Origin of the sequence: Streptomyces melanogenes (assembly GCF_014649795.1) — a bacterium.
In the GTDB taxonomy this organism is placed as follows: domain Bacteria; phylum Actinomycetota; class Actinomycetes; order Streptomycetales; family Streptomycetaceae; genus Streptomyces; species Streptomyces noboritoensis.
Genome location: NZ_BMTS01000006.1, coordinates 1 through 12,433 on the forward strand (window position 1 = coordinate 1; position 12,433 = coordinate 12,433).

Sequence of the window (12,433 nt, forward strand, 5' to 3'; positions counted from 1 at the left end):
CGGATCGGCGTAGACGGCTACGCTCCCGATCCCGGCGTCCCGGCAGGCACGGGCGACACGGACAGCGATTTCGCCACGGTTGGCGATGAGCACCTTGCGCACGATGGCTCCCTCCTTGAAAACAAGCTGAGTTTAGGGAAGCCGTACACCGGCCCACGACCCGTCCCCCGTGGTGAGCTTGCCCACACGGAGTGTGACCCGCGGCTCGCTCATGTCGCGAAATCCCTTGTCGCACCACGGTACGCCGGGTCCCTGCTCGGCACATTAGCGTTCTGGTGTGGTCAAGGTCTCTGTCCCCGAGGCCAGCGGGTCCCTCACATTCTTTGTGGAGTCCCTACGAATGGCGGAATGATTCTTTGCGAGTGGAAGATCCTGCTCACCGTGTCGTCGGGACCCTTGCCCAAGGGTTTACCCGTTAGTAGCGTTCGGGATGTCAGACGTACTACCGGTAACAGGGGCTGGGTGTAAGCAGGGGGTGGTGCGCCGTGGCGCGCAGACCGGTGGCTGTGGTGGCCGCGATCGTTCTTCTGGCCGAAGCCGTCGGCATCGTCCTGATCAACTGGTTCTTCGGGCACGCCGTCCATCGGCAGAACATGTCCCTCGGCGGGGTCGACTCCGACACGATGTCCAACACGACGTACGCGATGGGTGGCGTCTTCGGGTTCTACCTGGCGGTCTGCGGGGTCGTGCTGCTGCTCGCGGGCGTACGGGACCGGGCGCCCGGGCGGTTCGGGCGGATCGTGCTCATCACGTGTGCGGTGACGCATGGGGTGCTGGGGGCGTTGACGGTGGGGCTTGTGGGGTGGGTCGCGTTCGCGTTCATGATGGTGGTGCTGGCGCTGATCGTGCTGGTGCTGCTGATGTATGCCCCGCGTTTGCCGGCGGAGCCGGCGGATGGGGAGCCTGTCGAAGCCCCGCCGGGCAATGGCACCCCGCCTGAGCCTGCTGCCGCCTGAGCGATTTCGTCTGCGGGCCGTGGGTGGCTGGGCGCGCAGTTCCCCGCGCCCCTAAAGGGGCGCTGTGGCGCACGGGGATGCCAAGCTCAGCTCAGTCCCACAGGTCCGTGATCCCGATTCCCAGCTCCGCCAGCAGCGTGCGCAGCAGCGGCAGCGACAGGCCGATCACGTTGCCCGGGTCGCCGTCGATGCCGTTCACGAACGGGGCCGAGCGGCCGTCCAGGGTGAACGCGCCCGCCACGTGGAGGGGTTCGCCGCTCGCCACGTACGCGGCGATCTCCGCGTCGCTCGGCTCGCCGAAGCGGACCGTGGTGGACGCCGTCGCCGAGGCGCGGCGGCCGTTCGCCGTGTCGATCACGCAGTGGCCGGTGCGCAGCACCCCGGCGCGGCCGCGCATGGACTTCCAGCGGGCCGTGGCCTCCTCGGCGTCGGCGGGCTTGCCCAGCGCCTCGCCGTCGAGCTCCAGGACGGAGTCGCAGCCGATCAGCAGGGCCCCGGCGGCCTCGGGGCGGGCGGCGACCGCGTCGGCCTTGGCCTCGGCCAGGACGAGGGCGAGCTCGCCGGGGGTGGGGGCGGTGAGGGCGTCCTCGTCGACCCCGCTGACGATGACCTCGGGGGCGAGGCCGGCCTGGCGCAGCAGACCGAGCCGGGCGGGCGAGGCGGAGGCGAGGACGAGGCGGCGAGCGGCGGCAGTCATACGGGTCATCGTAGACAGCGCGGGGCGCCGCCCGGCCGGGGCGTACGTCAGTGCAGGCTGACCACGAACATCCCCAGCACCATGAGCAGCGCCAGCACCAGGCCCGCGCGCCGCATCATCGCCTGGGCGTCGCGCAGTTCCTTCGGCGGCTCGTTCTTCGGGTCGGACCACAGCATGCCTTCGATACTGCGGCCGTCGCGGTCCCGGCGCCTGAGTACCCGTACTCAAGCGCCGGGGGCCCGGGGACTACGCCGGCCAGTACGTCCGCGCCCAGGCCCGCGGCCCCGGCCGCGGCACCGGATGCCGTGCGATGCGGGCCGGGGTCGACCACTCCTCGGGGGGCAGTGGCGCACCGGACGACGTGGAGGCCGTCGCCGCGGCGCGCGCCTGGACCACCGCCAGTGCGGCGGCCAGCTCCTCGGGGGTCGGGTTGCCCCGTACGACCTTGATCACAGCGGCTCCTTACAGGGGGATGTTGCCGTGCTTCTTCGGGGGGAGGGATTCCCGCTTCGTCCGCAGCTGACGCAGGCCCCGGACGATGTGCGCACGGGTCTCGGACGGCATGATCACGGCGTCCACGTAGCCGCGCTCGGCCGCGATGTACGGGTTGAGGAGCGTGTCCTCGTAGTCCGCGATCAGCTCGGCGCGCGTCGCCTCGACGTCCTCCGCGGCCGCGATCGTGCGGCGGTGCAGGATGTTCACCGCGCCCTGCGCGCCCATCACCGCGATCTGCGCGGTCGGCCAGGCCACGTTGAGGTCGGCGCCCAGGTGCTTGGAGCCCATGACGTCGTACGCGCCGCCGAACGCCTTGCGGGTGATGACCGTGATCAGCGGGACGGTCGCCTCCGCGTACGCGTAGATCAGCTTGGCGCCGCGCCGGATGATGCCGCCGTACTCCTGGTCCACGCCCGGCAGGAAGCCCGGCACGTCCACGAAGGTGATGACGGGGACGTTGAAGGCGTCGCAGGTGCGCACGAAGCGCGCGGCCTTCTCGGAGGCGTTGATGTCCAGGCACCCGGCGAACTGCATCGGCTGGTTGGCGACGATGCCGACCGGGAAGCCCTCGACGCGGCCGAAGCCGGTGATGATGTTCGGCGCGAACAGCGCCTGGGTCTCCAGGAACTCGCCGTCGTCCAGGACGTGCTCGATCGCCGTGTGCATGTCGTACGGCTGGTTCGCGGAGTCCGGGATGAGCGTGTCCAGCTCCCGGTCGGAGTCCGAGGGCTCCAGGTCGGCCTCCTCGGGGAAGGCCGGGGGCTCGCTCAGGTTGTTCGAAGGCAGGTACGACAGCAGGGACTTGACGTACTCGATCGCGTCCTTCTCGTCGCCCGCCATGTGGTGCGCCACGCCCGAGGTGGTGTTGTGGGTGCGCGCGCCGCCCAGCTCCTCGAAGCCGACGTCCTCGCCGGTGACCGTCTTGATGACGTCCGGGCCGGTGATGAACATGTGCGAGGTCTGGTCGACCATCACCGTGAAGTCCGTGATGGCGGGGGAGTAGACCGCGCCGCCCGCGCACGGCCCGACGATCAGCGAGATCTGCGGGACCACGCCCGAGGCGTGCACGTTGCGGCGGAAGATCTCGGCGAACAGGCCGAGCGCGACCACGCCCTCCTGGATGCGGGCGCCGCCGCCGTCGTTGATGCCGATGACCGGGCAGCCGGTCTTCAGCGCGAAGTCCATGACCTTGACGATCTTCTCGCCGTAGACCTCGCCGAGTGAGCCGCCGAAGATGGTGAAGTCCTGGGAGTAGACGCACACCGGGCGCCCGTCGACCGTGCCGTAACCGGTGACGACACCGTCTCCGTACGGGCGGTTCTTCTCGATCCCGAAGTTGGTCGAGCGGTGCCGGGCGAACTCGTCGAGCTCGACGAACGACCCCTCGTCGAGGAGCAGGTCGACCCGCTCACGGGCGGTCAACTTGCCCTTGGCGTGCTGCTTTTCCACAGCCCGCTCGGAGCCGGCGTGCGTCGCCTCCTCGATGCGGCGCTGCAGATCCGCGAGCTTTCCCGCGGTCGTGTGGATGTCAGTCACGTCTTGCTGCTCCGGCTCGGACATCGGGATGCGGCTCCCTGCCTGGTCACGGGTTTCGGCTGGCTACTGACTCGTAGGGTAGTGGCGCGGATACCGTTCGGCAGTGCGTCGTTTGCCACACCGGGGTGCGCTTGCGCCCGCGCGCCTAACCTGGCTCGTATGACGCCCCAGGACGCATCCGAAAGCCGCTGGTCCGACCTCGGCCGGCCCCCTCTCAACGCCTCCGCCCTGCGCCACGCCCTGGTGCGGCCGGGCGCCCTGTGGACCTCCCTGGACGTGGTCCAGGAGACCGGTTCGACCAACTCCGACCTCACCGCCCGGGCCAAGGAGCTCCCCGAGGGCGCGGTCCTGGTGGCCGAGGAGCAGACCGCCGGGCGCGGCCGCCTCGACCGCAGCTGGTCGGCGCCGGCCCGCTCCGGCCTCTTCTTCTCCGTGCTGCTGCGGCCCGGCGCGGGCGTCCCGGTGGACCGCTGGGGCTGGCTGCCGCTGCTCACCGGGGTGGCCGTCGCCACCGGACTGTCCCGCGCGGCGGGCGTCGACACGTCGCTGAAGTGGCCCAACGACCTGCTGGTCACGGTCGGCGGCGAGGAGCGCAAGGCAGGCGGGATCCTGGCCGAGCGGGCGGGCGAGGACGCCGTGGTGGTCGGCATCGGCCTCAACGTCACCCTGCGCGCCGACGAACTGCCGGTGCCCGCCGCCGGTTCGCTGCTGCTGGCCGACGCGATCTCGACCGACCGCGAGACGCTGCTGCGGGCCGTGCTGCGCTCCCTGGAGCAGTGGTACGTGGACTGGCGCGAGGCGGGCGGCGACCCGGCGGCGTCCCGGCTCCAGGAGACGTACGCGGCGGGCTGCGCCACGCTCGGCCGGACCGTGCGCGCCGAACTCCCCGGCGACCGCTCGCTGACCGGCGAGGCGGTCGCGGTGGACGCGGACGGACGGCTCGTCCTCGCCACCGAGGGGGGCGGACGGGAGCCCGTGGCGGCGGGCGACATCGTCCACCTGCGCCCGGCGGCCGACTGAGCCGGTGGCTTCGCCCGCGCACCGCCTCCGAGTGACTTCGCGCGACGTCGAGCGACAAGGCAACGGGTGCGAGGACGTGAGCTACGGCACACCTGCCGTATCGTGGAGCCCGATCCAGCGACAGATCGGCAGGGAAGTGCGCAGGGAACGGGCAGGAGGCGGCTGGTGACCGTCGACGACACGCAGTCCGGTGAGGGTGCCGGCCCCCCCTCGGAGCCGGCGCCCTCCGCGTACCCGACCCCGCACCACGTCGTGGACCACACCGCCGAGCCCACCGCCGATCCGCTCGCCATCCGCCTGGAGCAGCTGATCCTGGGCGCGGACCGCCGGTACACGCCGTTCCAGGCGGCCCGGACCGCGGGCGTCTCCATGGAGCTGGCCTCGCGGTTCTGGCGGGCCATGGGGTTCGCGGACATCGGGCAGGCCAAGGCGCTCACCGAGGCCGACGTGCTGGCGCTGCGGCGCCTGGCCGGTCTGGTCGAGGCGGGGCTGCTCAGCGAGCCGATGGCGGTGCAGGTGGCCCGCTCCACCGGGCAGACCACCGCCCGGCTGGCCGAATGGCAGATCGATTCCTTCCTGGAGGGCCTGACCGAGCCGCCCGAGCCCGGCATGACCCGCACGGAGGTCACGTACCCGCTGGTGGAGCTGCTCCTGCCGGAGCTGGAGGAGTTCCTGGTGTACGTGTGGCGGCGCCAGCTGGCCGCCGCGACCGGGCGCGTGGTGCAGGCGGCCGACGACGAGGAGATGGTCGACCGGCGGCTCGCCGTCGGCTTCGCCGACCTCGTCGGGTTCACCCGGCTCACCCGGCGCCTGGAGGAGGAGGAGCTCGGCGAGCTCGTCGAGGCCTTCGAGACGACCGCGGCCGACCTGGTCGCGGCGCACGGCGGCCGCCTCATCAAGACCCTCGGCGACGAGGTCCTGTTCGCCGCCGACGACGCCGGTACGGCCGCCGAGATATCGCTCCGGCTGATCGAGACCATGGGCCACGACGAGACGATGCCCGCGCTGCGCGTGGGCATCGCCTTCGGCACGGTCACCACCCGGATGGGCGATGTCTTCGGCACGACCGTGAACCTCGCCAGCCGACTCACCTCGATAGCGCCCAAGGACTCGGTCCTGGTGGACGGCGCCTTCGCGGAGGAGCTGGCGCGTACGGGCGACGCACCGGTGTCGGAGACGCAGGCCGCCGAGGAGGCGGCGAAGGCGGAGAAGGAGGGCGAGGAGCCCCCCAAGTACCGCTTCGCACTGCAACCGATGTGGCAGCGGCCGGTGCGCGGCCTTGGCGTGGTGGAGCCCTGGATGCTGCACCGTAGAGGAGCCTGAGCGCTCCGCTTTGGGGGCCGCGATTCGTCTGCGGGTCGTGGTGGGCTGGTCGCGCCCACGCGGCGGAGCCGCAGGTGTCACAGCCCCGCGCCCCTTACGGGCGCTGACGCGCCCACCTAGGATCTCCCGACGTAACGTTCGTTAACGTCGTCGGGAGGGTCTCATGGGTACGGGTGAGCAGCGGTACGGGGAGTTCGTCGGCGTCAAGCGGCACGGGTACGTCGCCGAGCTGGTGCTCGATCGGCCCAAGGCGATGAACGCCGTGTCCACCGAGATGGCCCGCTCGATCGCCGCCGCCTGCGACGCGCTCGCAGCCGACCCCTCGACGCGGGCGGTCGTGGTGACCTCCACGCACGAGCGGGCCTTCTGCGTGGGCGCCGACCTCAAGGAGCGCAACTCCTTCACCGACGCCGAGCTGGTGCGCCAGCGGCCCACCGCACGAGCCTGCTACACCGGCGTCCTGGAGCTGCCCATGCCGACCGTGGCCGCCGTGCACGGCTTCGCGCTCGGGGGCGGGTTCGAGCTGGCGCTCGCCTGCGACCTGATCGTGGCGGACGCGACGGCCGTCGTCGGGCTGCCGGAGGTCTCGGTCGGCGTCATCCCCGGCGGCGGCGGTACGCAGCTGCTGCCCCGGCGCGTGGGCGCGGCCCGGGCGGCCGAACTGGTCTTCACCGCACGGCGGGTGGAGGCGGGCGAGGCGCGCGAGCTCGGCCTGGTCGACGTGCTCGTGGGCGAGGGCGAGGACCGTGACGAGGCGTTGGCGCTGGCCGCGCGGATCGCCGCGAACTCGCCGGTCGGGCTGCGCGCGGCCAAGCGGGCCATGCGGCTGGGGCACGGGCTCGACCTGCGGGCGGGCCTGGAGGTCGAGGACGCGGCGTGGCGGTCGGTGGCGTTCTCGGGGGACCGGGCGGAGGGCGTCGCGGCGTTCAACGAGAAGCGGAAGCCGCAGTGGCCGGGCGAGTGAGCTGATCTTGTAGTCGGTCCGGGCCCGGCCAACTGATCAAAACGGGGCAAACCTCCCTAAGCTGGAGGGATGCGCGGTGAGGGTGAGGGTGTCGGCGGGACCGAGGACGTACGGCTGCGGGCCGTGGTGTCGCTGGCACAGGCCATGGCGGCGGCCCACACCCCGCGCGAGTCCTGGCGGGCGGCGGCGCTCGGCGCGCGGGACGCGCTCGCCGGGAACTTCGCCGCGCTCTCCACGTGGGAGCGGGAGCTGGGGCGGCTGCGGGTCCTGGTGAACGCGGGCGAACGGGCCGAGGGGGAGGAGGAGTTCCCGGAGGACGAGACGTATCCGGTGCACCAGTTCCCCGAGATCACCGAGTTCCTGCACGAGCGGTGGGCGGGCGGGGGTGAGCCCAACGCCTGGGTGGAGACGGCCGCCGGGCCCGGGGATACGGCGGGCTACTGCCACGAGCGGGTCACCGCGCTGCGGCGGCGCGGGCGCGGCTGCTGCGTGGTCGCGCCGATCGTGCTGCACGGGCGGGCGTGGGGCGAGCTGTACGTGGCCCGGCCGGTGGGCGCGCCCGTCTTCGACGCGGCGGACGCGGACTTCGCGACAGTGCTGGCGTCGGTGGCGGCGGCCGGGATCGCCCAGACCGAACGCCTGGAGGAGGTCCGCCGCCTCGCCTTCACCGACCCGCTGACGGGTCTGGCCAACCGCCGGGCGGTGGACGTACGGCTCGACGAGGCGGTCGAGAGCCACCGCCGGGACGGGGCGGTGGTGAGCCTGGTGGTGTGCGACCTGAACGGGCTCAAGCGGGTCAACGACACGCGGGGCCATGCGGTGGGGGACCGGCTGTTGGAGCGCTTCGGCTCGGTTCTCTCCCTTTGCGGGGCGAAGCTGCCGGGGGCGCTGGCGGCGCGGCTGGGCGGGGACGAGTTCTGTCTGCTGTCGGTGGGGCCGCCGCCGGACGACGTCGTCGAGGTCGCGTCCGAACTGTGTCTGCGGGCGGGGGAGTTGGAGCTGGGGGAGGGGGTCGCCTGCGGGGTGGCCTCCACGGGCGACCCCATCGGTCCGGTGCGCTCGGCCCGCCGCCTGTTCCGCCTCGCGGACGCCGCGCAGTACCGGGCGAAGGCGGCGCGCTCGACCACGCCGGTGGTGGCGGGGCGGGACGGGGCGGTGGTCCAACTCGCGGACATGCCGCAGCCGGAGCGGGCGGAGCGGCGGCGGTTCCGGGGCCGGGGGTAATCACCCCGCCCCGCCCCTTCCCGAAAGCCTCCGGCGGTAGTCGTTCGCCCGCGGACCGTGGATGGCTGCTCGCGCAGTTCCCCGCGCCCCTAGGTATTTAGGGGCGCGGGGAACTGCGCGAGCAACCCACCACGGTCCGCAGGCGACGCACCCGGCCGCCCGCCCAGGCCACGCGGCGGAGCCGCACAGTGTCACAGCCGGGAAGGGGCGGGGTGGGGGAACTCCGGCTAGTGACACACGCCGATTCAATCCGTACGCTGCTGAATATGGATATGCACACTGTCGTGGTGGGGACGTCCGGGACGACCCCGGAGGACGTCGTCGCCGTCGCCCGCCAGGGCGCCCGCGTCGAACTCTCGCCCGAAGCCCGGGACGCCCTCGCCAGAGCCCGCGAGATCGTCGACGCCCTCGCCGCCAAGCCGGAGCCCGTGTACGGCGTCTCCACCGGCTTCGGCGCCCTCGCCACCCGGCACATCAGCCCGGACCTGCGCGCCCAGCTCCAGCGCAACATCGTGCGCTCGCACGCGGCCGGCATGGGCCCGCGCGTGGAGCGCGAGGTCGTGCGCGCGCTGATGTTCCTGCGGCTGAAGACCGTCGCCTCCGGCCACACCGGCGTACGCCCCTCCGTGGCCCAGACGATGGCGGACATCCTGAACGCCGGCATCACCCCGGTCGTCCACGAGTACGGCTCGCTCGGCTGCTCCGGCGACCTCGCCCCGCTCTCGCACTGTGCGATGACCCTGATGGGCGAGGGCGACGCCGAGGGCCCCGACGGCGTCGTCCGGCCCGCCGGCGAGCTCCTCGCCGAGGCCGGCATCGAGCCCGTCGAGCTGCGCGAGAAGGAGGGCCTGGCCCTCCTCAACGGCACCGACGGCATGCTCGGCATGCTGGTCATGGCCCTCGCGGACCTGAAGAAGCTCTACACCTCCGCCGACATCACGGCCGCGCTCTCCCTGGAGGCGCTGCTCGGCACCGCCAAGGTCCTCGCGCCCGAGCTGCACGCCATCCGCCCGCACCCGGGCCAGGGCGCCTCCGCCGCGAACATGCTGGCCGTGCTGAAGGGTTCCGGCCTGACCGGGCACTTCCAGCAGGACGAGGCCCCGCGCGTCCAGGACGCGTACTCGGTGCGCTGCGCCCCGCAGGTCGCGGGCGCCGGCCGTGACACCATCGCGTACGCTCTCACCGTCGCCGAGCGCGAGCTCGCCTCGGCCGTCGACAACCCGGTCGTTCTGCCGGACGGCCGCGTGGAGTCCAACGGCAACTTCCACGGCGCCCCGGTCGCCTACGTCCTGGACTTCCTGGCGATCGCCGCCGCCGACCTCGGCTCCATCGCCGAGCGCCGCACCGACCGCCTGCTCGACAAGAACCGCTCGCACGGCCTGCCGCCGTTCCTCGCGGACGACGCCGGCGTCGACTCCGGCCTGATGATCGCCCAGTACACCCAGGCCGCCCTGGTGAGTGAGATGAAGCGGCTGGCCGTCCCGGCCTCCGCCGACTCGATCCCGTCCTCCGCCATGCAGGAGGACCACGTCTCCATGGGCTGGTCGGCCGCCCGCAAGCTGCGGACCGCGATCGACAACCTGACCCGGATCATCGCCGTCGAGCTGTACGCGGCGACCCGCGGCATCGAGCTGCGCCACGGCCTCACCCCCGCGCCCGCCTCCCAGGCCGCCATCAAGGCCGCCCGGGAAGCCGGTGTCGGCGGCCCCGGCCCGGACCGCTTCCTCGCCCCCGACCTGGCCGCCGCCGACGCGTTCGTGCGCAGCGGGCAGCTGGTCGCGGCGGTGGAGCCGGTGACCGGCCCGCTGGCCTGACACCCGTACGCGGTACGTGAAGGGGCGCCCGGGAACCTCCCGGGCGCCCCTTCACGTACGAGCGCTTCAGTACTTCCGCAAAGCTTCAGTACTGCTGGCGCGCCCTGCGCACCGAGAAGGCGACGAAACCGGCGCCCAGGCCCAGGAACAGCGTGCCGCCGAAGAGGTACGGGGACGTGTCCACGGTGCCCGTGTCGGCGAGCGCGAGATCCGCCTCCGTGCCCGCCGTGGCGGCCGTCGAACGGGCCGGGGCCGACGGTGGCTTCCCGTCCGTGGCGTTGGCCGATGGGACGAACCACAGAGCGCAGAGCAGCGAGCCCGCCGCGGTGGCGGTGAGCAGAGGCCGGCGAGCGACGGACACCTAGTCGATCCCCCTTGTGGATACGGCGAATTGGTGGTGTGGACCGATGCTAGTGAAAGCAGCGGGTCGCAGGAAAGTCGCGGCGGCCTTGAGCCCTACGCTCCGTCGCATGACGACAGAAGAGACACCACGCTATGTCCGCCTCCGGGTGGATTTGGTACTGGAGATCGATGACCCGGAGGCGCTGACCGGCGCGGCTCTGGAGCGCATCGCGGCGGACGAGCTCCTTCCGGACCAGGAACGCGCGCATGCCCGGTCGGCGGTGCGGGAAGACGAGGCGGAGGCCCTGGCGTATCTGGTCGACCCCTTCGACCTGGTCGCCGAGGTGCCGGGGGTCGAGCTCGCACAGGCCTCCTGGAGCAGCGAGGAGATCGAGTACGACCCCGACGACGAGGACTGGGACCTCGACGAGGAAGATGAGGGCGACGAGGAGGACGGAGACGACGGCCCGAGGCCGTGACGTCCGAGGAGCCACGGGGCCGGTTTGTCCGGCCCGGGTGGTGTTTCCCACACCTCCTCCGCAAAAGGAACCACAGCCTCAGTGGCTATGTTGTTCAGTCGATGGCTTGGGGGACCGGCAACGATGGAGAAGCGTGTGATAACGGAGAGTAAGCGCCGCAAGGGTCTCGTGGCCGCGTCCGCGGTGCTCGGCGGCGTACTGCTGCTGTCGGCATGCAACGACGACGGCAAGGACAAGGGCGGCGCCGACGCATCGAAGACGTCGCAGTCCCAGGTCGACAAGGCGGCCGAGAAGGACACCTCCGACGCGAAGATCACCATCACGCCCAAGAACGGCGCCGACAACGTCGGCATCAACAACGACACCAAGGTCTCCGTCGCCGACGGCAAGCTGACCTCCGTCGTCATGACGTCCGCCGAGGGCACCCCGGTCGCGGGCAAGATCTCCGCGGACGGCCTGAGCTGGGTGCCGGACAAGGCGCTGAAGCGCTCCGCCAAGTACAAGATCACGGCGACCGCGCAGGACGCGAAGGGCCGCGAGGCCCACGAGAACGCCTCGTTCGCGACGGTCTCGCCCGCCAACAGCTTCATCGGCAACTTCACGCCGGAGTCCGGCTCCACGGTCGGCGTGGGCATGCCGGTGTCGGTGACCTTCGACAAGGCGATCGCCAACAAGAAGGACGTCCAGTCCCACATCACGGTGACGTCCAGCAGCGGCCAGGAAGTCGTCGGGCACTGGTTCGGCGCCCAGCGCCTGGACTTCCGCCCGCAGGACTACTGGAAGTCCGGCTCGACCGTCACCATGAAGCTCGACCTGGACGGCGTCGAGGGCAAGCCGGGCGTCACCGGCGTGCAGGAGAAGACGGTCACCTTCAAGATCGGCCGCAACCAGGTCTCCACGGTGGACGCGCAGACCCACCAGATGACGGTCACTCAGGACGGCAAGACCGTCAAGACGATCCCGATCTCGGCGGGCGCGCCCGACCACAAGACGTACAACGGCACCATGGTGATCTCCGAGAAGTTCAAGGAGACCCGGATGAACGGTGCGACGGTCGGTTTCACCGACGGTGACGGCAAGGGCGAGTACGACATCAAGGACGTCCCGCACGCGATGCGGCTCTCCGCGTCCGGCACGTTCATCCATGGCAACTACTGGGGTGCGAAGTCCATCTTCGGCACCGCCAACACCAGCCACGGGTGTGTGGGGCTTTCCGACACGAAGGGCGCGGGGGACTCGGGGACCGCGGGGGCGTGGTTCTACGAGCACTCGATCGTGGGTGATGTTGTCGTCGTGAAGAACACCGGTGACAAGACCATTGCGCCTGACAATGGGTTCAGTGACTGGAACATGAGCTGGGCGGCCTGGAAGGCCGGGTCTGCGGTCTGAGGTTTCGGTCGTCGGCCGACTGCGGGTTGTTCGTGGCTGGTCGCGCCCACGCGGCGGAGCCGCAAATGTCACAGCCCCGCGCCCCTAAGGGCTCGGCACCACGAAGGGGGCGTCCCATAACGGGGCGCCCCCTTTCGCGTTCTCATTCGCCTCTCATCGTCGCCTTAACCCACCATCACCGCGCCCCCCTACCT

General features: G+C 71.6%; 14 protein-coding genes. 8 read left to right on the forward strand and 6 right to left on the reverse strand.

Annotated elements, in window-relative coordinates:
- On the reverse strand, positions 1 to 102 hold a 102-nt coding region (locus IE252_RS43950; RefSeq protein ID WP_184742946.1), incomplete at its 3' end, for a biotin carboxylase N-terminal domain-containing protein.
- Between the two features lie 404 nt (positions 103 to 506).
- On the opposite strand from IE252_RS43950, the gene IE252_RS14635 reads away from it, so the two are divergent.
- Entirely contained in the window at positions 507 to 956 is a 450-nt protein-coding gene (locus tag IE252_RS14635; RefSeq protein ID WP_229848363.1) for a hypothetical protein, read from the forward strand.
- Between the two features lie 91 nt (positions 957 to 1,047).
- On the opposite strand, the gene IE252_RS14640 is transcribed toward IE252_RS14635, so the two are convergent.
- From IE252_RS14640 to IE252_RS14650, 4 genes are all read right to left on the reverse strand, one after another.
- Positions 1,048 to 1,653, reverse strand: a complete 606-nt coding sequence (locus IE252_RS14640) for a Maf family protein (protein ID WP_190089837.1) — start codon at positions 1,651 to 1,653, stop codon at positions 1,048 to 1,050.
- A gap of 47 nt (positions 1,654 to 1,700) precedes the next feature.
- Positions 1,701 to 1,829, reverse strand: a complete 129-nt coding sequence (mmpB, locus tag IE252_RS43955) for a morphogenic membrane protein MmpB (protein WP_257583798.1) — start codon at positions 1,827 to 1,829, stop codon at positions 1,701 to 1,703.
- 70 nt (positions 1,830 to 1,899) lie between these two features.
- Positions 1,900 to 2,106 (reverse strand): acyl-CoA carboxylase epsilon subunit, encoded by a 207-nt coding sequence (locus IE252_RS14645; RefSeq protein WP_190089838.1) that lies wholly within the window; start codon positions 2,104 to 2,106, stop codon positions 1,900 to 1,902.
- A 9-nt stretch (positions 2,107 to 2,115) separates the two neighbouring features.
- Complete coding sequence (locus tag IE252_RS14650) at positions 2,116 to 3,708, reverse strand: acyl-CoA carboxylase subunit beta (protein WP_190089839.1); 1,593 nt, start codon at positions 3,706 to 3,708, stop codon at positions 2,116 to 2,118.
- Between the two features lie 135 nt (positions 3,709 to 3,843).
- On the opposite strand from IE252_RS14650, the gene IE252_RS14655 reads away from it, so the two are divergent.
- The 5 genes from IE252_RS14655 (at position 3,844) to hutH (ending at position 10,029) form a co-directional block, all read left to right on the forward strand.
- Positions 3,844 to 4,704 (forward strand): biotin--[acetyl-CoA-carboxylase] ligase, encoded by an 861-nt coding sequence (locus IE252_RS14655; protein ID WP_190089840.1) that lies wholly within the window; start codon positions 3,844 to 3,846, stop codon positions 4,702 to 4,704.
- Positions 4,705 to 4,869: 165 nt separating this feature from the next.
- The gene (locus tag IE252_RS14660; RefSeq protein WP_101389772.1) at positions 4,870 to 6,027 is read left to right on the forward strand and encodes an adenylate/guanylate cyclase domain-containing protein; all 1,158 of its coding nucleotides are present in this window, start codon (positions 4,870 to 4,872) and stop codon (positions 6,025 to 6,027) included.
- A gap of 163 nt (positions 6,028 to 6,190) precedes the next feature.
- A complete protein-coding gene (locus IE252_RS14665) occupies positions 6,191 to 6,991 on the forward strand; it encodes an enoyl-CoA hydratase/isomerase family protein (RefSeq protein WP_190089841.1) in 801 nt (266 codons plus the stop codon).
- Between the two features lie 69 nt (positions 6,992 to 7,060).
- Positions 7,061 to 8,215 (forward strand): GGDEF domain-containing protein, encoded by a 1,155-nt coding sequence (locus tag IE252_RS14670; protein ID WP_190089842.1) that lies wholly within the window; start codon positions 7,061 to 7,063, stop codon positions 8,213 to 8,215.
- Positions 8,216 to 8,487: 272 nt separating this feature from the next.
- On the forward strand, positions 8,488 to 10,029 hold the full coding sequence (hutH, locus tag IE252_RS14675) for a histidine ammonia-lyase (protein WP_190090166.1): 1,542 nt from the start codon (positions 8,488 to 8,490) through the stop codon (positions 10,027 to 10,029).
- Positions 10,030 to 10,114: 85 nt separating this feature from the next.
- Here the strand turns inward: hutH and IE252_RS14680 are convergent, their stop codons facing one another.
- Positions 10,115 to 10,390 (reverse strand): hypothetical protein, encoded by a 276-nt coding sequence (locus IE252_RS14680; RefSeq protein WP_190089843.1) that lies wholly within the window; start codon positions 10,388 to 10,390, stop codon positions 10,115 to 10,117.
- Between the two features lie 109 nt (positions 10,391 to 10,499).
- Between IE252_RS14680 and IE252_RS14685 the strand changes: the two genes are divergently transcribed.
- Together IE252_RS14685 and IE252_RS14690 are read left to right on the forward strand one after the other, a co-directional pair.
- Positions 10,500 to 10,850: a hypothetical protein gene (locus IE252_RS14685; RefSeq protein WP_190089844.1), complete on the forward strand. Its 351-nt coding sequence runs from the start codon at positions 10,500 to 10,502 to the stop codon at positions 10,848 to 10,850.
- A 123-nt stretch (positions 10,851 to 10,973) separates the two neighbouring features.
- Positions 10,974 to 12,239 carry a L,D-transpeptidase gene (locus IE252_RS14690; protein ID WP_190089845.1) on the forward strand — a complete coding sequence of 422 codons (1,266 nt, stop codon included), beginning with the start codon at positions 10,974 to 10,976 and terminating at the stop codon, positions 12,237 to 12,239.
- Positions 12,240 to 12,433: the final 194 nt, after the last annotated feature.

Bases quoted from the DNA above. Each gene is read 5' to 3' on its own strand.
- IE252_RS14690 (WP_190089845.1), top strand. From the start codon at position 10,974: ATGGAGAAGCGTGTGATAACGGAGAGTAAGCGCCGCAAGGGTCTCGTG.
- IE252_RS14685 (WP_190089844.1), top strand. From the start codon at position 10,500: ATGACGACAGAAGAGACACCACGCTATGTCCGCCTCCGGGTGGATTTG.
- mmpB (WP_257583798.1), bottom strand. From the start codon at position 1,829: ATGCTGTGGTCCGACCCGAAGAACGAGCCGCCGAAGGAACTGCGCGAC.
- IE252_RS14650 (WP_190089839.1), bottom strand. From the start codon at position 3,708: ATGTCCGAGCCGGAGCAGCAAGACGTGACTGACATCCACACGACCGCG.
- IE252_RS14640 (WP_190089837.1), bottom strand. From the start codon at position 1,653: ATGACTGCCGCCGCTCGCCGCCTCGTCCTCGCCTCCGCCTCGCCCGCC.
- IE252_RS14655 (WP_190089840.1), top strand. From the start codon at position 3,844: ATGACGCCCCAGGACGCATCCGAAAGCCGCTGGTCCGACCTCGGCCGG.
- IE252_RS14670 (WP_190089842.1), top strand. From the start codon at position 7,061: ATGCGCGGTGAGGGTGAGGGTGTCGGCGGGACCGAGGACGTACGGCTG.
- IE252_RS14665 (WP_190089841.1), top strand. From the start codon at position 6,191: ATGGGTACGGGTGAGCAGCGGTACGGGGAGTTCGTCGGCGTCAAGCGG.
- hutH (WP_190090166.1), top strand. From the start codon at position 8,488: ATGCACACTGTCGTGGTGGGGACGTCCGGGACGACCCCGGAGGACGTC.